Raw genomic sequence first — 16,753 nt, forward strand, 5'->3', positions numbered from 1 at the left:
CATCAGACGGCGGGACGCACCGGGCCGCCACGCACGGCGGCGGTCAGCGCGTCGATGACGCGGTCCTGGTCGGCGTCGCTGAGCCCCGGGTACAGCGGCAGCGACAGCTGCTGGGAGTAGAACGACTCGGCGACCGGGCAGGACCCGCGCCGGTATCCCAGGTCGGCGAAGGCCGGGTGCCAGTGCACCGGGATGTAGTTGACCTGAACGCCGATGCCGGCGGCGCGCATCCGGTCGTACACCTCGCGCCGGCGTCCGTCGAGCACCCGGATCGGGTAGAGGTGCCAGGCCGGGTCGGCCCACGACCTGCGGTTCGGCACCAGCACGCCGTCCAGGTCGGCGAGCGCCTCGTCGTAGCGGGCGACCAGGGCGCTGCGGCGGGCCGTGAACTCGCCGAGCCGACGTAGCTGGCTGCGGCCCAGGGCGCAGAGCACGTCCGGGAGCCGGTAGTTCAGCCCGAACTCGTGCACCTCCTGGTGCCAGCCGCCCTCGTCCGGGAACCGCAGGTCGTCGCGGTCGCGGACCACGCCGACACCACGGAACCGGCGGGCCCGCTTCAGGACCTCCGGGTCCAGCGCCGCGACGGCGCCACCCTCGGCGGTGGTCAGGTTCTTCGTGGGAAAGAACGAGAACGTGGTGAGGTCGGCGAGCGAACCGACCGGCCGAGCGTGGTACGTCCCGCCGATGGAGTGCGCCGCGTCGCCGAGCAGGAGCGCGTCGCTGCCTCCGATCGACGTGCGCAGCGCGTCGTAGTCGGCGGGGTGGCCGGCGTAGTCGACGGCGGCGACGACCTTCGTGTGCGAGGTGACCGCGGCGGCGGCCGCCGCCGGGTCGAGGCAGAACGTCTCGTCCTCGACGTCGGCGAATACGATCTTCGCGCCGAGGGCGACCGCGCTGCTGGCGGTCGCCACGAACGTCATCGGCGGTACGACCACCTCGTCGCCCGGTCCCACCCCGGCCGCCGCGTACGCCACGTGCAGCGCCGCGGTGCCGTTGGAGACGGCGGCGACACCGACGCCGCCGGTCCACCGGGCGAGGTCGGCCTCGAAGGCGTCGACCTGCGGACCGGTGGTGAGCCAGTCGCCGCGCAGCACGTCGGCGACGGCTGCGACGTCGTCCTCGTTGATCGACTGCCGACCGTACGGGAGCATCCCCGTCATCCGTTGATGCCGAGCATGTCGCGCAACTGCTCGACGGTGAGCCACTCGTCGTTGGTGTCCGACTGGTAGGCGAAGCCGTCCGGCACCGGGTCGCAGTCGATTGGTGCCTGGTAGCCCCAGGTGGCGATGGTCGGTTGGACGATGAACCGGCCGTCGGCGCGCAGCGTCCGCCGGCTGTCGTCGGGCGCGATCATCTCCTCGTGCAGCTTCTCACCCGGCCGGATCCCGATCTCGTGGGTGGTGGCGTCCGGGGCGACGGCCTCGACCAGGTCGAGGATGCGCATGCTCGGGATGCGCGGCACGAACAGCTCGCCGCCCTGCATCTGGTCGAACGAGTCCATGACGAACTGCACGGCCTGGTCCAGGGTGATCCAGAAGCGGGTCATCCGCTTGTCGGTGATCGGCAGGCTCTTGCCCTCGGCGGCGAGCCGACGGAACAGCGGGACCACCGAGCCGCGGCTGCCCACCACGTTGCCGTAGCGCACCACCGAGAAGCGGGTGGGGTGCTGGGCGGCGTAGTGGTTGGCCGAGACGAACAGCTTGTCGCCGACCAGCTTCGTCGCGCCGTACAGGTTGATCGGGCTGGACGCCTTGTCGGTGGAGAGCGCGATGACCTTCTTGACGCCGGCCTCGATCGCCGCGTCGACGACGTGCTGGGAGCCGGTGATGTTGGTGGCGATGTACTCCGAGGGGTTGTACTCGGCGGTGTCCACCTGCTTGAGCGCGGCGGCGTGCACCACGTGGTCGACGCCGTGCATGGCCCGGGTGAGGCGGTGCCGGTCCCGGATGTCGCCGATGAACCAGCGCAGCCGCGGGTCGTCGCCGAGCTGCTGGCGCAGCTCGTACTGCTTGAGCTCGTCGCGGGAGAACACCACCACGCGGGCGGGGTCGGCCTCGTTGAGGATGTGCCGGAGGAACGTCCTGCCGAAGGAACCAGTTCCCCCGGTGATCAGAATGGACGATCCATTCAACTCACTCAATGTGGTGCTCCCGTGTTCGTGGATGAACGAGCGGCCCTGGGCCGGCCGACCGGGGTGACACGCTAGCCATGGCGGGTTAACTCCCCGGCGCTCGCGGGTGAACCGCAACCTCTGCTCCCGTGAATGCCGGACACCGCGCAGGCGAACACTTCCGACCGCCCGGGACGGGGGCTGACCAGGCCGGATCGGGCCGCTACAGTGACCGCGCGAACGACCCGGCGGCCCCGCGCGCAGCCGGCTCCCGTGTTCACCCGACATTCACACCGGCATGGTGTGAGCGGGCCACCCCCAGCGTCACCGCCGCCGGCCGACGGGCTCGTCGGATCCGCGTGGGCCCGGCCCGGCCGGCAGTTCTGGAGGCGTTGATGGCACCCGTTAGTGACGTGGTCGACCGGCCGGCGGTGGCGGTCGAGACGCCGAGCGGCCCGCCCGCCCGGCGGTGGCTGGTGCCGCTGCTGCTGGTCGTCGGTTGGGTGCTCAGTGTGGCCTGGCGGATGTGGTGGTCCCGGCACATCGTGCTGCCCATCGCGCACACCGACGAGGACAGCTACCTGAACACCGCCCGTGCGTTGGCCGGTGGTCCGGGGGGCTTCAGCAGCGAGAACGACCTGCTGCGCCGGCTCGGCTACCCGATGCTGATCTCGCCGGCGTTCCTCGGGGACCGGGACTTCACCGACAGCTACCGGATCGTCCAGCTGATCAACGCGATGGTGAACTCGACGCTGCTGCCGCTGGCGTACCTCTTCGGTCGCCGCCTGTTCCAGCTGCGCCGCTCCTACGCGCTGCTCGGCGCGGTCGCAGCGGCGACCCTGCCGGCCACCGCCTTCTACGCGGGCGTTGCCATGATCGACGCGGTGATGGCGCCGCTCGTGGTCGCCTGGCTGCTCGCCGTGCACCGCTGGATCACCCGGCCCGGCCCGCTCGCGGCCGCCACGGTGGGTCTGTTCGTCGGCGGGTTCCACCTGCTGCACTCCCGCGGCCTGGTGATCGTGGCCGTGCACGCCGGGCTGGTCCTGCTGCTGTTCGTCCGCCGGCGGATCAGTCCGCCCGTGGTGCTCGCGGCGCTGCTGCCGGTGCTCGCCATGGCGCTCGTCAACGAGGCCGCCATCCGCTACCTCGGCGGCAAGGTCTACCTGCTCGGCAGCACTCCCGGCGGCAGCACGCTCGACGCGATCGCCTCCGCCCAGGGCGTGGTCCGGGTGGGTGCCGCGGTCACCACCCAGCTCTGGTACCTCGTGGTGATCACGTTCGGACTGGCCGGGGTGGCCTGGGCCGGGGCCGTCCGCGAGCTGTGGCGTCCGCGGCACGGCGACGCGGCCCGGTGGACGATGGGCGTGGCACTGGTGGTGACCGTCGGGGTGGCCGGCGGCGCGTCGGTGATCCTGTCCGGCATCACCGGCAAGCCGCTGGACGCGATCTACGGCCGGTACGTGCAGATGCTCGCGCCGTTCTGGCTGCTGGTCGGGTTGGGGGTGCTGTTCACCGCCGGCTGGGGGGTGGTGCTGCGCCGGGCAGCGGTCGCGGTGGCGCTGCTGGTCGGTGGCGGCGCGCTGATCGCGGCCCGACTCGCGTACGTGGCCAACCAGGACCACCAGCTGCGCTACGGCGGTTTCAGCGCGCCGGACCTGGTGGCGTTGACCGGGGGCTGGCATGAATTGCGACCGGTGGTCGGGTCGCTGGTCGGCATCGCCGGCTGTGTGGTGCTCGTCGCCGCGGCCCGGGTGCCCCGCCTGCGGCTGCCGATCCTCGGCGCCCTCGTGGTGGTCAACCTCGGCACGATGCAGGTGATCGACCAACGGATCGTCCGACCGGCCGCTGAGAGCACCGCCCCGACGCCCCGGGTGGCCGACGTCGGCGTACGCCCCGGCGAGCGGGTGTGGGCCTCGACCGGCGTGCACTACGTCCTGCGGTTCAATCTGAGCCACCAGGTGACCTGGACCGACGTCCGGTGGTTCGGCGTCGGGCAGCCGCCAGCCGCGGCGCAGGTCGTGTTCGCCCGCTGGGCGCCCGGGCAGGCCGACGACTGGGACGGCACCGCCTACGGCTTCGTCCGCCTCGGCGGGAACCCGGAGCAGCACTGGGCCGCCTGGCGTCGGGTCTGACCCGGCACGCCCCGGTGGACACCGCTATTCGTGAACGGCGGATGTCCACCGGGAGCACTGCCGGTTAATGTGTCCTGTCCATTCCGGAAAGGGTCCGACAATCAGCGCTGGCGGCGGTCCGCCCGAGCCAGGGAAATCGGGACGACGGTGATTTCGCGGCCGTCGGACAGCTCCTGTCGCGGCGTGCCCTCGACGAATCGGAAACGTCGGTTCATCTGCCGTACGACGGTATTGTGGCCGAGTACCTCGCCGTCGAGTCGATCCAGGTGCAGCCCGTCGAAGGCGTACTCGACGGCCTCCCGCATGACCCCCAGCCAGGCCGGCAGCGTCTCGCCCCTGTCGTCCAGGCCGTCAGCGTCGAGATAGAAGCCCCACGCGCCCGTCCGGGGGCCGTCCAACCGCAGGTCGAAGAAGGTGACCACGCCACAGGGCCGGTCGTCGCGGACGTACACCAGCACTCGCCGGGACGGGTCGTCGCGGATCGCCGACCACCAGCGGGCGTGCTCGGCGGCGGTGATCTCGTGGCTGGTCTTGCTGACCTGTCGATTGGTTTCCTGATTACGCCAGGACAACATCAGATGAACGTCGTCCGCCGTCGCTTCGCGCAGCACGTGCGTCTCGCTTTCTAGCCGTTCACTTCGGGTTCCGGAACCTTACCCGGGCCTACCGGGAAATCGGATATGCATTCGTTGGGTTGTAGACTGCGGCGCATGAACGAATTGAGTCGCGCGCAGATCCGCGACCTCATGGCTCAGGTGCTGAAGAATCAGGACAAGGAGCTGCCCGCGGACGACGCGGCGCAGTTGCGGGAGATCGGCTTCCGGTCGCTCGACTTCTCCGAGCTGGCCCTGCGGGTGGAGGACGAGACGGGGGAGGAGCTCAACTTCGACGCCCCCGGGCTGCGTCGCATCGCCACCGTCGGGGATGTCCTCGACTTCCTCGTCGAGCTTCAACACCAGTGACCGTCGCGACGTCGCGCCCCCCGACCCCCGCAAGCCCGGGGCCGGCCGGTGTCGACAACCGGCTCGTCGTCGGTGGCGCCACGCTGACCTGGCGTTCGCTGCCGACGCCCACACTGCCCGACCCGGCGGCGGTGCTCGCCCGCTCGGCCGTGCACGCGCTCACCGCGGCGCGGCAGCACGCCGTGCACGGCACCGAGTTGCTGCTCAGCACCGCGGGTCGGGTAGACGCGGTCATGCGCACCGAGCTGCTGGAGGCCGGGTTCACCGTCGGCGTCCTCGACGACGACGGCGTGCACCCGAGCGCACCGGCCCGGCCGCGAGCCGCCGAGCCGGGCCGGCTCTGGCTGCTGACCTCGGGCTCCACCGGGCGTCCGAAGCGGGTCGGGCACACCCTCGACACGTTGACCACGGTGCGGGCCGACCAGCCCGACCGGACCTGGCTCTGCCCGTACGCGCCGGGCACGTACGCCTGGTGGCAGGTCGTCACCCTGTCGCTGACCCAGCCCGGCCAGCACCTGGTGGTGGTCGAGCCCGACGAGTTGGACGACTGGCCCACGGTCGCGGCCACCCACGGGGTGGACGCGGCCTCCGGCACCCCGACCTTCTGGCGGCGCACCCTCTACCGCGACGCCGAGGCCCTCGCCCGGGTGCCGCTGCGCCAGATCACCCTCGGCGGGGAGCCGGTGGACCAGGCGATCCTGGACCAGCTGCGGGAGGTCTTCCCGGCGGCCCGGATCTCCTGGATCTACGCGTCCTCCGAGGTCGGGGCGTCCATTGTGGTGCACGACGGGCGGGCCGGGTTCCCGGTCGACTGGCTGGGCCGGGAAACCCCGGGCCGACCGACGCTCTTCGTCCACGACGACGAACTGGTGGTCACCTCCCCGTACCACGGGGCCGGTCTCGCCGGCCCGATCCGCACCGGGGACCGCGTGCAGGTTCTCGACGGCCGGGTGCTGATCACCGGCCGACTCGACTCCGACGAGATCAACGTCGGTGGCAGCAAGGTCTCCGCCGGTGTGGTCCGCGGCGTGCTCGCCGGTCATCCGGGGGTGGCCTGGGCCCGGGTCACCGGTCGCCGCGCCCCGGTGCTCGGGCGGATGGTGGTCGCCGAGGTGGTCCTCGCCCCGTCCTCTGTGGACACCGACGAGGCCGCGCTGGTCCGCTGGTGCGCCGACCGGCTCCCCGAGCACGCGGTGCCGCGCCGCATTCGCGTCCTGACCGACATTCCCGTCAAGGAGACCCTGAAGAGCGATGTCTGAGCCAGCCGACAACCAGCTCGTCCCGCCCAGCTCCGTGGTCCTCGTCTCCGGCGGTTCCCGTGGCCTGGGCCTGGCCATCGTCACCGACCTGCTCGACGCGGGCGTACGCGTGGCCGCGTTCGCCCGCACCCTCACCCCGGAGTTGGAGAAGCTTGCCGCCGCCCACCCCGACCGGGTGCACGTGGGCTCGGTGGACGTCACCGACCTGCGCGCCGCGCAGAGCTTCGTCCGCGAGGTGGAGCAGCACCTCGGCCCGATCGACGGCCTCGTCAACAACGCCGCCATCGGGCAGGACTCGCTGCACGCGCACACCGCCACCGACGACATCGCCCGGATCATCGAGACCAACCTGACCGCCCCGCTGCAGCTGACCCGGCTGGTGATCCGTCGGATGCTCGCGAAAGGGCTGCGCGGGCGGATCGTCAACATCACCTCGATCTGCGGGCAGCGCGGGTTCCCGGGCCTCGTCGCGTACTCGGCCACCAAGGGCGGCATGGACGCCGCCACCCGCTCGCTCGCCCGCGAACTGGGCGGCCGGATGCTGGTCAACTCGGTCGCGCCCGGGTTCTTCGCCTCGGAGATGTCCGCCGTGCTCGGCCCGACCCAGCTCGACCAGATCGTGCGCCGCACCCCGACCGGTCACCTGACCGAGCCGGAGGAGGTCACCCCGGTCGTGCGGATGCTGCTGCGGGAGCACACCAACATCAACGGCCAGGTCATCGTGGTGGACGGTGCCGCCGCCATCTGACCTGCGGTCGGTTCGCCCGCCGGTGCCACCGGCGCGGCGGATCGGCCGCACCGGCCCGGCCCTGTCGCCGGGGGTGGGCGGCGGGGTCGCGCCTCGTCCGGTGCCGGGGCTGCTCGTCGCCGCCGAGCAGCATCTGCGCATCGGGTCGCCGGAAGCCATGGCCGACGCGGTGACCCGGAGCCACCTCGACGACGGCCGATGCGTCGGCTGGTACGGCCCGTCGACGCCCGGTTGGCGGGTGGCCATCGACGCCGAGCGCGCCGACGCCCCGGTGCCACCGGCGCTGGCCCGCCGCTTCGGCGCGGATGACTTCTGGGCCCGCTGGACCCGGGCGGAGTGCTGCTGCAAGCTGGCCGACGTGCCGGTGGCGGCCTGGTGGCGGCGTCACGGCCTGGGCGCGCCGGCCGACGGCTCGGCGGTCTGGCGGACCCTCCGGCTGGCTGACCTGGTGCTCACCGTCGGCTTCGCCTCCAGTCAAGGCGCCGCCGCCCCACGCCAACCCCGATAAACCCCACCCGCCCCACCCCACCCCGGTCGCCCCGCCACCCCATCCCGTCGATCATGGAGTTGTGGTGCCTCACCAAGCAGGCACCAGGGGTGTTAGCGCCCACCACAAGTCCATGATCGACGCGGGCGGGGCGGGGCGACCGGGGTGGGGGCGGGACGGGGGTTAGATCTGGTTCCAGTTGAGGGGGGTTCCTCGGGGGACGTCGGTGGTGAAGGTGCGGCCCAGGACCCGGTCGATCTCCACGGGGGCCAGCCCACCGGCCGGCCGGATCGAGCGGACGTTGTGCGCGGTCACCGGATCGCCGGCCCGGACGTCCTCGACCACGAAGAGCGACCGGCGGAACCGGAGTCCCTCCTGCTCGGCGGGGGTCGGTCCGATCGCGGTGCCGCCCAGCGCCTCGAACGCCCGGCCGGACTCGGCGACCAGGGCCGTGAGCTCGGCCGGGTTCAGGGAGAAGTCCGAGTCCACACCGCCGTCGGCCCGGTCCAGCGTCACGTGCTTCTCGATGAAGCAGGCGCCGAGCGCCACCGAGGCGACCGCCACCCCGATGCCGGGGGTGTGGTCGGAGAGCCCGACCGGCACGTCGAACGCGCCGGCCAGCACGGGCAGCCGGCGCAGGTTGCTGTCGGCCGGCGGGGCCGGGTATGACGCGGTGCAGGCCAGCAGGACGATGCCCGCCGCGCCGCCGGTCCGGGCGGTGCGCACGGCGGCGTCGATCTCGGCGACCGTCGCCATTCCGGTGGAGATCACCATCGGCTTGCCGGTGCTGGCCACCAGCCGGATCAGCGGCAGGTCGACGAGCTCCGACGAGGCGATCTTGTACGCGGGCGCGTCCAGCGACTCCAACAGTTCCACGGCGGTCGCGTCGAACGGCGACGAGAAGACGGTCAGGCCACGCTCGCGGGCCCGTTCGAAGATCGGGGCGTGCCACTCGTACGGGGTGTGCGCGCGTTCGTAGAGGCGGTACAGGTTCTCCCCGCCCCACAGCTCGTGCCCGCCGGAGATCCGAAACGCCGGGGTGTCGACGTCGATGGTGATGGTGTCCGGCCGGTACGTCTGGAGCTTGAGCGCGTGGGCTCCGCTCGCTGCCACCGCGTCGACGATGGCCAGCGCCCGGTTCAGATCGCCGTTGTGGTTGCCGGACATCTCGGCGACCACGAACGGCCGCTCCCCGGCACCGACCGCGTGCGGTCCGATCTTGATTGTCGCTGTCATTCCGACCTCTGCTCACATCTGCCCGCACCGGGGTGCGGTGGTGCTGTCGTCATCCACCCGGCGGGCGGACGACCTGGAAAATCAGGGCGCCGGGAGTCGCCCCGGCTCCCGGCGTGCTCAGTGGTGGGGACGATCACGGCCGCCGGCCGACGGCCAGCGCGTCGCGCCGCTCCGGCGCGAGCCCACCGTCGCGCGTCGACCCCGCGCTCGCCCCTCGCCCCGGGTCCTCGTCGGCGGCGAGCGGACCGCCCTCGGCACCGCCCTCCGGGCCGGATCGACGCAGGCGGCCGGCGACCCGGTGGGCCTGGCGCAGCGCCGAGTACGCCAGCCAGTCGCCCCGCCCGACGAGGCGGTGCTTGAGCCCGCTGACCCCCGCAGGCAGCGGGTAGCCGCCGCTGGGCAGGTAGCGACGGTAGTGCGCGGCGGCCCGGTGGAAGAAGTCGCGGCGCAGGTGTGGGTGCAGCCGACCGTCGTTGCCCACCACCACCAGGTAGTGGCTGATCATCAGCTCGAACAGCTCGGCCTGCAACCGCTCGTCCGGGTGCTTGCGGTCGACCCAGTCCATCAGCCGCTCGTACTGGGCGAAGGCGTCGAAATGCCGGCTGCTGCGGGTGGAGGTGATCGCGCCCTGGCGGCCCTGGCGGTACAGGTAGCAGACCCGGTCCAGCACGGAGATCTTCTCGGCCCCGATCAGCAGGGGGTGGCTGAACGGGATGTCCTCGTACCAGCCGGGGAAGAACCGCAGCTCCAGCTCGTCCATGAAGTCCCGGCGGACCACCTTGTTCCAGGCGGTGTGCTGCACCCGCAGCAGTTGCGGCTGGTCGGCCAACCGGGTCACGCCGGTGATCCCGCGCAGCAGCGGGCTGCTCGCGTCGACCTCGCGCCGGCCGTCCTCGTGCACCCGCAGGTGGTCGAGCATCAGCACGTCGGGCTGGTGCTGGCGCAGCCGGTCCAGCACCGCCGCGATCGTGCCCGGTGGCAACCAGTCGTCGCTGTCGACGAACCAGACGTACCGGCCGGTGGCCACGTCGAGCCCGGCGTTGCGGGCCAGCCCCAGACCCACGTTGCTGCCCAGGTGCACGACCCGTACGCCGTCGCGGCTGACCGCGTACGAGCGGAGCATGTCGCCGCAGCCGTCCGGGGAGGCGTCGTCGACGGCGATCAGCTCGACCGCGTCCGACTCGCTCGCCGGAATGTCGGCCCGGATCGACTCGAGGCACTGGTACAGGTACGCCTCGACGCCGTACACGGGCACGACGATGCTCAGCAGCGGTGCGTGCGTCGGCTCATTGACCACGTCCGCCACCTTCGACGACCCGGGTGGCCGGCCCCGGAACCTGACGTTGCCGCCGATGGTGAACTCTCTGAACTCCCGCCCAGCGGAAGGTTAACGCCGAGCCGCTGGGCGGTTCCCGAGCCGGGGGGACGCGGGTCCATGCGGCGGGTGGGATGCGTCCGGTTCACCCGGTAGTGACCCGGTAGGGTGCCTCGGTGCGGCCCTGCCGGGTCGTCGTGGGCGTCGCCGTCGCGCCGTCCGACGCCGCGCCGAGGAGGCTACGACAGTGCTGGTGACCCTGCCGACCGCCGGGATCCCGGCATGACGAGCGTCGCCGCGACGTCGGCCGCCCGGCCCGCACCGTCCCCGCCCCGGCTGCCCTCGCTGACCGGGCTGCGGTGGATCGCCGCTCTGCTGGTCTTCGGCTTCCATGCCGGCACCATGCGGATCATCGCCGAGCCGGACTACAAGGCCGTCATCGACGCGCTGTTCACCCTCGGTCTCTCCGGGGTGCAGTTCTTCTTCATCCTCAGCGGTTTCGTGCTGGTCTGGTCGGCCCGCGAGGGCGACTCCCGGCGGACCTTCTGGCGGCGACGGATCGCCAAGATCTACCCGAACCACCTGGTGCTCTTCGTGGCGACGCTGGTGGTCGCCGGGTGGTTCGCCGACCCGGTCCTGCCGGCGGCGGCGGTGGAGAACCTGCTGCTGTTGCAGGCGTGGGACCCTCGGCCGGGCTGGTTCTACAGCATCAACACCGTCAGCTGGTCGCTGTCCTGCGAGTTCTTCTTCTACCTCTGCCTGCCGCTGGTGCTGCCGTTGCTGCGCCGGGCCCGACCGAAGCTGCTCTGGGCGCTGATCGCGGCGATGCCGCTGCTGATCCTCGCGCTCTGGCCGGCGCAGCAGCTGGTGCCGGAGGAGAGCCGGTGGTGGTTCACCCAGGTCTTCCCGCTGACCCGGTCGCTGGAGTTCTGGCTGGGCGCGGCGGCGGCCGAGTTGATGCGTCGGGGTCTGTGGCGTGGCCCCGGGCTGACCTGGGCCAGCGTCATCTTCGTGGTCACCTGGGTGACGGCCGCCCAGTGGATCCGCGCCGAGCTGTGGACCACGCTGCTGGCGGTCGCGTACCTGTTGGTGATCGCCGCCGCCGCGGACGCGGACGTGCGCGGTCGGCGCTCGCCGTGGCGGTCCCGGCCGTTGGTCTGGCTCGGTGAGGTCTCGTTCGCCTTCTATCTGGTGCACGTGCTGGTGATGACGAGCGTGCTGCGGTGGAGCGGCACCTGGGGGGTCGGCTTCGGAGGCTGGCGTGGCCCGGCCGTGGTGCTCGGTTTCCTGGCGGCGAACCTGGTCCTCGCCGGGCTGCTGCACCGCTTCGTCGAAACCCCGATGATGCGCCGGCTCGCGCCGCGCCGCGCGGCCCGTCCGGCGCCCGTCCCCCGACAACGCGCGGCCGGCGACGACGACGCACGAGACCCCGCGAGCATCGCCCGCGGCGAGGTCGACAGACCCGCCGACGAGGTCGGTCAGGCCAGCGGTCGATCGCCGTACGTCGACCTGCGCTGAGGGCGTCCAACCTGGTCAAAGGGGCCGGCGCGGCGTGATCCGACACGCCCGTGGTCGGTGCGCCCGGGTCGGCGCGAGGCGTAGCGTGGGGGCGTGCTTCCGGTCGCGTTCACCTGTCCGCTGTGGTGGGTGGCGCGCTGGGCGACGCGGGTGCTGACCAGCCTCGCCGTCGTCGCGGCCCTGGCGCTCGGCGCAGGCCCGGCCACGGCCGCCACGTCGACGCCCGGCCCGGGGCCAATGTCCAGCGTGGTGCCGACCACTGTCGCCGGCTCGTCGGCGGCCTTCTGCCGGCACGCCGCGCCATCGGGGCCGACCGTCACCACCGCCGGCCGTGCGCCGGGCGACGATGGTGCCGACGCCACCGGGTCGGGGGCTTCCGGCGCGGTCCGTCCGGCCCCCGCGCCGGCCGCCGAGGAGTCGGCCCCGACCTGGTCGGTCGACGCGCCGGTGGCGCTCCCCGGCGATCAGGGCACCATCGCGGCCGGCGTGCTGCCGGTCCGCGCGGCCGACTCTGCCCGGCTGCCCCTCGTCGACCTCGCCGGCGGTCGGGCTTCCCGGGCCCCACCCGGGCGCTGAGCCACCGGGACGACCGTCCCGCCGCCGCGCCCTGTCGACCCACCCGCTTCCTGACCCGCCGACCCGTGGCCCGCCGTGGCCCGCTGGTCGGCGCGGCTTTCCATCGCACTGCTCACTCTCCACGAGGTGCCGACCATGGAGACCGTCGTCTTCTACCAGTTCGTGACCGAGGTGCCGCGGGCCGCCGCCATCTGGTCGACGCTGTTCCTCCTGACCCTGGGCCTGCTCACCGTGCTGGCCGCCCGCCCCGAACGGGACCGGCCCACTGGCGAACCGCTGCCGGCCGGGCCCACTGCCCAGGAGCTGGCCGCGGCCGAGGCCGTCGACAGGCGCCGCTACGCCGAGGAGGTGGCCGTCGCCGCGGCCGGCGCGGCCACCACCGCCAGGCGGCGGCGCGCCGCCTGGCTGACCGCTCAGGAACAGCTGAATCGGGCCTGGACCGGGTACGACGAGGCGGACGCCGCCGCGCGTCGCTTCGCTGGCGCCGGAGCGCTGCCCACCCCGCAGACCCCGCACACCCCCGCCGAGTACGCAGCCCGGGAACGTTATCTGCACCGGGCGGCGATGGCGGCGTACTGGCGGGGGGACCTGACCATGGCGCAGCTCGGCGACGTGTTCGGGCACCGGCGCGGCTGGGACCCCCGGCGACACCCGGTCGAGCAGGAGGTGCTGATCAGCAGGGTGATCCGGGATGCGCGGCTGGCCGACTACCAGGTGGCCGCCGACCGTGAGCGGGTCGCCTGGCGCGACGCGGAGTTGGCCGCCGAGTCGGCCCGTGCCCTCGCCGAGGAGGCGTACGCGGCGGCGGCCCGGCTCCGCCCGACCCTGGTGCCGGCGCGCCGCACGGTCGCCGGGGCGTTGCGTCCCGCCGTCGTGGCACTGTGGCGTCCGGCCCGGGTGGGTTGAGCCCAATCTGTTATGTGAGCCGGGTCACCCAGGTGTGAAATCGGACGTCCGGCACGATCGACGGCATTGTTGCCGCGATTGTGGTCGCGTTCTTTGCGGCCTGTCCGGTTGTCGCCCGTAGGCGTCGCCGTAACTGGTTGTCCCATCGAGTCACATCATCGGCAATTCGCGCAGAAATTGTGGCGCCGATTGGGGTTTACGCAGGTGAAGCTGGCTTGGCAGGGTGTTGAGACGCCAGTAGTGTCGTCCCGTCCGGTGCGGTAACCGATCGCAAGACGCGACGCCGCATCGACCCGCTCAATCGTGATCAACGAACCGGGGACCCACCAGTAAGTCCGGGGTGAATCCGCGAGCCACGGCCCGCGGTAGGGCGTCTTCCCGCCCGAATCCGTCAGCTAACCCGGTAGGCGGTGTCGGAAGGAGTCCCATCGTCGTGCAGCACCTTTCCACCCCTCGGTTGTTCCCTCGCCTCCACGGCGCGGCGGTGCACCCGCTCAACCGTCGCGTGACGGTGAGCTGACCCCCGGGTCATCGCCTTCCCCGCCCGGCCGATCCGGGCGTTCCCCTGAGCGGTTCACCATCCGCGGACCACGGTCCGCGCGCTGGCGCCTGCCCGGATACCGGTCCGGCCCCGGTGTGCCGCTCTCCCCCCGATCCGTGGAGGACCCCGTGAAGCACACCCTGCAGCGTCAGCTCCGCCGCCTCGCCACCGAGCGCCCGTACCAGATCGTCGCCGCCTCCGCCGCAGCCCTCGCGATCGCCACCACCACCGGCGCCCTGCTCACCACCGCCGACGACGCCCCGGCCGGCCAGCGCACCGCGACCACCGTCGCCGAGATGCGCAGCGACGTCGCCGCCTCCCGCGGCGAGGCTCGGGACGCGTCCCCCTCGGCCAGCGCCGCGCCGACCACGGCCGCCCCGGCCACCAGCGCCGCGTCGCCTGCCGCCAAGGCCAAGAGCAACCCCGACCTCACCCGTAAGCCGACGCCGCCGAAGCCCCCCGCGACGAAGGTGCTCGACTACGACTACGAGGCGCAGAACACCTATTACAACTGCGGCCCGGCGGCCACCCGGAACGCGCTCAGCGCCGCGGGCATCGACCGCACCCAGGAGGAGCTCGGCGCCGAACTGGGCACCACCGAGATGGGCACCAACTCGGCCGAGGACACCACCCGGGTGCTCAACGCCGAGGTGAAGGGCTCCCCGTACCGGACCCGGATGTTCCCCGGCGCGCCCAGCCCGGCCCAGATGGACCGGCTCCAGGCCGACGTGGTGAAGGCCGTCACCGACGGCCGGGGCGTGGTGGCCAACGTCGTCGGGGACGCCGTGGACACCGACGGCGGTTGGCACTCCTACGGCGGCGGGCACTACATCGCCGTCGTGGGCTACAAGGACAACGGTCGCACCGTACGGATCGCCGACTCGGCGAACCCGGCCGACCCGTCGTACTGGATCACCACGATCGACCTGGCCAACTGGATCACCAGCCGGGGCTACTCCGCCTGACCCGGGCACGCTGACCGCCGCGGGCGCCGTCTCCCACAAGGGGCCGGCGCCCGCGGCGTCTGGCCGCCCGGCCCGCCGTCGACGGCTCTCGTACCCGGCCGCGAACCGTGGGAGACTGCGGCCGTGGTGGATGAGACGGGTGGTCACACCGGCCGCGGGTCGGTCCTGCTGCTACTGCACGGCATGGGAACGACCGGGGACGTGTGGTTGCCCTGGGCCCCGTACCTCGAGCGGCACTGGCCCGGGCGGTGGCTGGCACCGGACCTCGCCGGCCACGGCTGGGCGCCGCCACTGCCGTCGTACTCCTTCGCGGGCTTGGCCCGGCAGGTCGCGCGGGCCCTCGCCCCCGACGACCGGCTGGTCGTCCTCGGGCACTCGCTGGGTGGGGTGGTCGGCCTGGCGCTGGCCGCCCGCGACGCCGGTGCGCCGGTGGACGCCGTGGTCGGGCTGGGCATCAAGGCACTCTGGTCGCCCACCGAGCTGACCCGCGCGGCCGAGGTCGCCGCCCGACCGGTGAGCTGGTTCGCCACCCGCACCGAGGCGGCTCGCCGCTACCTGCGCGTCGCCGGGCTCACCGGTCTGGTCGCGCCGGACCACCCGGTGGTGGAAGCCGGGTTGCGCCAGGTCGACGGCCGGTGGCGTCTCGCCATGGACCCGGCCGCCTTCGCCGTCGGCGAGCCCGACCTGGCCGCGCTGCTGGCCGCGACCGACGTGCCGGTGGTGCTGGCGCGCGGGGAGAACGACCCGATGGTCACCGACGAGCAGCTCAAGGAGTACGGGGTGCCGGTCGCCACGCTGCCCGGTCTCGGACACAACGCGCACGTGGAGGACCCGGCGGCGGTGCTGGCGCTGCTGGATCCGTACCGTTGAGGTGCGGTGAATATCGGTCGTGTGACCGCACCCCGCAACGTACGCTTCCGCGTCGATGCCTATCAGCGAATCGACACTGCTCGTCAGCGTGAGCCTCAATGTCGTCGACACCCGCCTCGACGACGCGGTGCGTCGCTGCCAACCACTCGCCGCGGCGCTTGACGCGCACAGCCTGAAAGCGGCTCGGACCGATCCCGACGGTGCCCGCGCGGGAGTGAACGTGGAGCTGATGCTCCGACCGCCCCCGCCTAACTCCGTCGACGGCCGGAAGGCGGCGTACCAACTGGCTGCGCCGCTGCTGAGCCGCTTCGGGTGGGTGAACGGCGATCTGGAGGTGGGGGAGTCGGTGCGCGGCCATCCGACGCTCTTCGCGTCCGGTTCGGAGCGGACCAAGGGCGGAATGACGCCGCTCAGCGTCTCCGTCCTCGCCGTGGCCGACAGCGCCGACGACGCTCTGGAGCTGCCGGGAGGTACGTCCGCCGCGGAGGCCACCACCTCGGTCCGTCGGCTGCCCGTGGTGGCCGCCGAGGATGACGTCGTGGTGCGGGTGCGAGCCCGCCTGGAGGCCCCGAATCTCGACGCGGCGCTGACCAGTTGCCTTCCGCTGTTCGGACGGCCCGACGTGTGGTCCGCCGTCGTCCAGCCGTGGGCGACCGAGATCGACGGGGTTTGGGAGCTGACCCTGCTCCTCGTGCTGCGGCCGGTCGGTGTGTCGCCGCGCGCACCCTTCGGGCGGGCGGTGGTCGCTCTGGCGACGGAGTTCGGGCTGGCGGCGACGGAGTTGCGCATGCACCCGGTCAGGTCGTGGTCGGTGGCGTGCTGGAGGCTGGCCGCTCACCCACGGCAGCGCCGACGGTCCAGGCCCTGTATCTGCGCGCGGGCGCTGACCCGTGCGACCCGCACCCGGTGGACCACCCGGTGGAGACCCGGGAGATGGTGCTCCGGGGCCAGGACGGGGACGAAGTGGACGGGGTCGAGTTGTTGAACGCGATCGAGGAAGCGTTGCGAGACGAGGTGCAGCTCGGGCCGGTGGTCGACGTCGCCGGTCCGGTTACGGACGCCGCAGAGCCGCACCCGTGGGAGCGGAGGTGACCGCCGGGCGTCGGCCGGGCTGAGCTGGCCTCCTGC

16 protein-coding genes and 1 riboswitch are annotated in these 16,753 nt (G+C 72.7%); of the genes, 11 read left to right on the top strand and 5 right to left on the bottom strand.

Translation table 11 applies throughout. The features are described 5' to 3' along the window. Nucleotides 1–2: 2 nt before the first annotated feature. On the bottom strand, nt 3–1,160 hold the full coding sequence (locus AB0877_RS23855; protein ID WP_366611566.1) for an aminotransferase class I/II-fold pyridoxal phosphate-dependent enzyme: 1,158 nt from the start codon (nt 1,158–1,160) through the stop codon (nt 3–5). Further along, the gene (gene pseB / locus AB0877_RS23860) at nt 1,157–2,140 is read right to left on the bottom strand and encodes a UDP-N-acetylglucosamine 4,6-dehydratase (inverting) (protein ID WP_366611567.1); all 984 of its coding nucleotides are present in this window, start codon (nt 2,138–2,140) and stop codon (nt 1,157–1,159) included. The genes AB0877_RS23855 and pseB overlap by 4 nt, the downstream gene beginning before the upstream one ends. A 365-nt stretch (nt 2,141–2,505) precedes the next feature. Here pseB and AB0877_RS23865 point away from each other — a divergent pair, with 365 nt between their 5' ends. Beyond that, nucleotides 2,506–4,242 carry a hypothetical protein gene (locus AB0877_RS23865; RefSeq protein ID WP_366611569.1) on the top strand — a complete coding sequence of 579 codons (1,737 nt, stop codon included), beginning with the start codon at nt 2,506–2,508 and terminating at the stop codon, nt 4,240–4,242. A 101-nt stretch (nt 4,243–4,343) separates the two neighbouring features. Here AB0877_RS23865 and AB0877_RS23870 read toward each other — a convergent pair whose 3' ends face one another. Then, complete coding sequence (locus AB0877_RS23870; protein WP_366611571.1) at nt 4,344–4,853, bottom strand: GNAT family N-acetyltransferase; 510 nt, start codon at nt 4,851–4,853, stop codon at nt 4,344–4,346. Nucleotides 4,854–4,952: 99 nt separating this feature from the next. Here AB0877_RS23870 and AB0877_RS23875 point away from each other — a divergent pair, with 99 nt between their 5' ends. The 4 genes from AB0877_RS23875 to AB0877_RS23890 are packed head-to-tail and all read left to right on the top strand — an operon-like array spanning nt 4,953 to nt 7,719. After that, nucleotides 4,953–5,204 carry an acyl carrier protein gene (locus AB0877_RS23875; RefSeq protein ID WP_091401397.1) on the top strand — a complete coding sequence of 84 codons (252 nt, stop codon included), beginning with the start codon at nt 4,953–4,955 and terminating at the stop codon, nt 5,202–5,204. Further along, nucleotides 5,201–6,463 carry an AMP-binding protein gene (locus AB0877_RS23880; protein WP_366611574.1) on the top strand — a complete coding sequence of 421 codons (1,263 nt, stop codon included), beginning with the start codon at nt 5,201–5,203 and terminating at the stop codon, nt 6,461–6,463. The genes AB0877_RS23875 and AB0877_RS23880 overlap by 4 nt, the downstream gene beginning before the upstream one ends. Further along, the gene (locus AB0877_RS23885) at nt 6,456–7,211 is read left to right on the top strand and encodes an SDR family NAD(P)-dependent oxidoreductase (RefSeq protein ID WP_366611575.1); all 756 of its coding nucleotides are present in this window, start codon (nt 6,456–6,458) and stop codon (nt 7,209–7,211) included. The genes AB0877_RS23880 and AB0877_RS23885 overlap by 8 nt, the downstream gene beginning before the upstream one ends. Next, on the top strand, nt 7,195–7,719 hold the full coding sequence (locus AB0877_RS23890; RefSeq protein WP_366611577.1) for a hypothetical protein: 525 nt from the start codon (nt 7,195–7,197) through the stop codon (nt 7,717–7,719). Before AB0877_RS23885 ends, AB0877_RS23890 begins: the two co-directional genes overlap by 17 nt. Nucleotides 7,720–7,881: 162 nt before the next feature. On the opposite strand, the gene pseI is transcribed toward AB0877_RS23890, so the two are convergent. Both pseI and AB0877_RS23900 read right to left on the bottom strand, forming a co-directional pair. Continuing rightward, nucleotides 7,882–8,934, bottom strand: a complete 1,053-nt coding sequence (gene pseI / locus AB0877_RS23895) for a pseudaminic acid synthase (RefSeq protein ID WP_366611579.1) — start codon at nt 8,932–8,934, stop codon at nt 7,882–7,884. A gap of 133 nt (nt 8,935–9,067) precedes the next feature. Then, nucleotides 9,068–10,231 (bottom strand): glycosyltransferase, encoded by a 1,164-nt coding sequence (locus tag AB0877_RS23900; RefSeq protein ID WP_366611580.1) that lies wholly within the window; start codon nt 10,229–10,231, stop codon nt 9,068–9,070. A 300-nt stretch (nt 10,232–10,531) separates the two neighbouring features. Here AB0877_RS23900 and AB0877_RS23905 point away from each other — a divergent pair, with 300 nt between their 5' ends. The 6 genes from AB0877_RS23905 to AB0877_RS23930 all read left to right on the top strand — a co-directional run bounded on the left by AB0877_RS23905 (nt 10,532) and on the right by AB0877_RS23930 (nt 16,610). Beyond that, a complete protein-coding gene (locus AB0877_RS23905) occupies nt 10,532–11,767 on the top strand; it encodes an acyltransferase (protein ID WP_366611582.1) in 1,236 nt (411 codons plus the stop codon). Nucleotides 11,768–11,860: 93 nt separating this feature from the next. Continuing rightward, nucleotides 11,861–12,343, top strand: a complete 483-nt coding sequence (locus AB0877_RS23910; RefSeq protein WP_366611584.1) for a hypothetical protein — start codon at nt 11,861–11,863, stop codon at nt 12,341–12,343. 135 nt (nt 12,344–12,478) lie between these two features. Continuing rightward, on the top strand, nt 12,479–13,249 hold the full coding sequence (locus tag AB0877_RS23915; RefSeq protein WP_366611585.1) for a hypothetical protein: 771 nt from the start codon (nt 12,479–12,481) through the stop codon (nt 13,247–13,249). 284 nt (nt 13,250–13,533) lie between these two features. Next, nucleotides 13,534–13,674: riboswitch (cyclic di-AMP (ydaO/yuaA leader) on the top strand. A gap of 232 nt (nt 13,675–13,906) precedes the next feature. Next, nucleotides 13,907–14,755, top strand: coding sequence for a C39 family peptidase (locus tag AB0877_RS23920; protein ID WP_366611586.1), 849 nt, complete (start codon nt 13,907–13,909; stop codon nt 14,753–14,755). 123 nt (nt 14,756–14,878) lie between these two features. Continuing rightward, nucleotides 14,879–15,625, top strand: a complete 747-nt coding sequence (locus AB0877_RS23925) for an alpha/beta fold hydrolase (RefSeq protein WP_366611588.1) — start codon at nt 14,879–14,881, stop codon at nt 15,623–15,625. Nucleotides 15,626–15,680: 55 nt separating this feature from the next. Then, complete coding sequence (locus AB0877_RS23930; protein ID WP_366611590.1) at nt 15,681–16,610, top strand: hypothetical protein; 930 nt, start codon at nt 15,681–15,683, stop codon at nt 16,608–16,610. The last annotated feature ends 143 nt before the right edge of the window (nt 16,611–16,753 follow it).

The organism is Micromonospora sp. NPDC047644 (assembly GCF_040704315.1).
GTDB lineage: Bacteria > Actinomycetota > Actinomycetes > Mycobacteriales > Micromonosporaceae > Micromonospora.

Coding starts and splice junctions, on each gene's coding strand:
- AB0877_RS23855 (WP_366611566.1), bottom strand. CDS start 1,160: ATGACGGGGATGCTCCCGTACGGTCGGCAGTCGATCAACGAGGACGAC.
- AB0877_RS23865 (WP_366611569.1), top strand. CDS start 2,506: ATGGCACCCGTTAGTGACGTGGTCGACCGGCCGGCGGTGGCGGTCGAG.
- AB0877_RS23875 (WP_091401397.1), top strand. CDS start 4,953: ATGAACGAATTGAGTCGCGCGCAGATCCGCGACCTCATGGCTCAGGTG.
- AB0877_RS23885 (WP_366611575.1), top strand. CDS start 6,456: ATGTCTGAGCCAGCCGACAACCAGCTCGTCCCGCCCAGCTCCGTGGTC.
- pseI (WP_366611579.1), bottom strand. CDS start 8,934: ATGACAGCGACAATCAAGATCGGACCGCACGCGGTCGGTGCCGGGGAG.
- AB0877_RS23905 (WP_366611582.1), top strand. CDS start 10,532: ATGACGAGCGTCGCCGCGACGTCGGCCGCCCGGCCCGCACCGTCCCCG.
- AB0877_RS23915 (WP_366611585.1), top strand. CDS start 12,479: ATGGAGACCGTCGTCTTCTACCAGTTCGTGACCGAGGTGCCGCGGGCC.
- AB0877_RS23930 (WP_366611590.1), top strand. CDS start 15,681: ATGCCTATCAGCGAATCGACACTGCTCGTCAGCGTGAGCCTCAATGTC.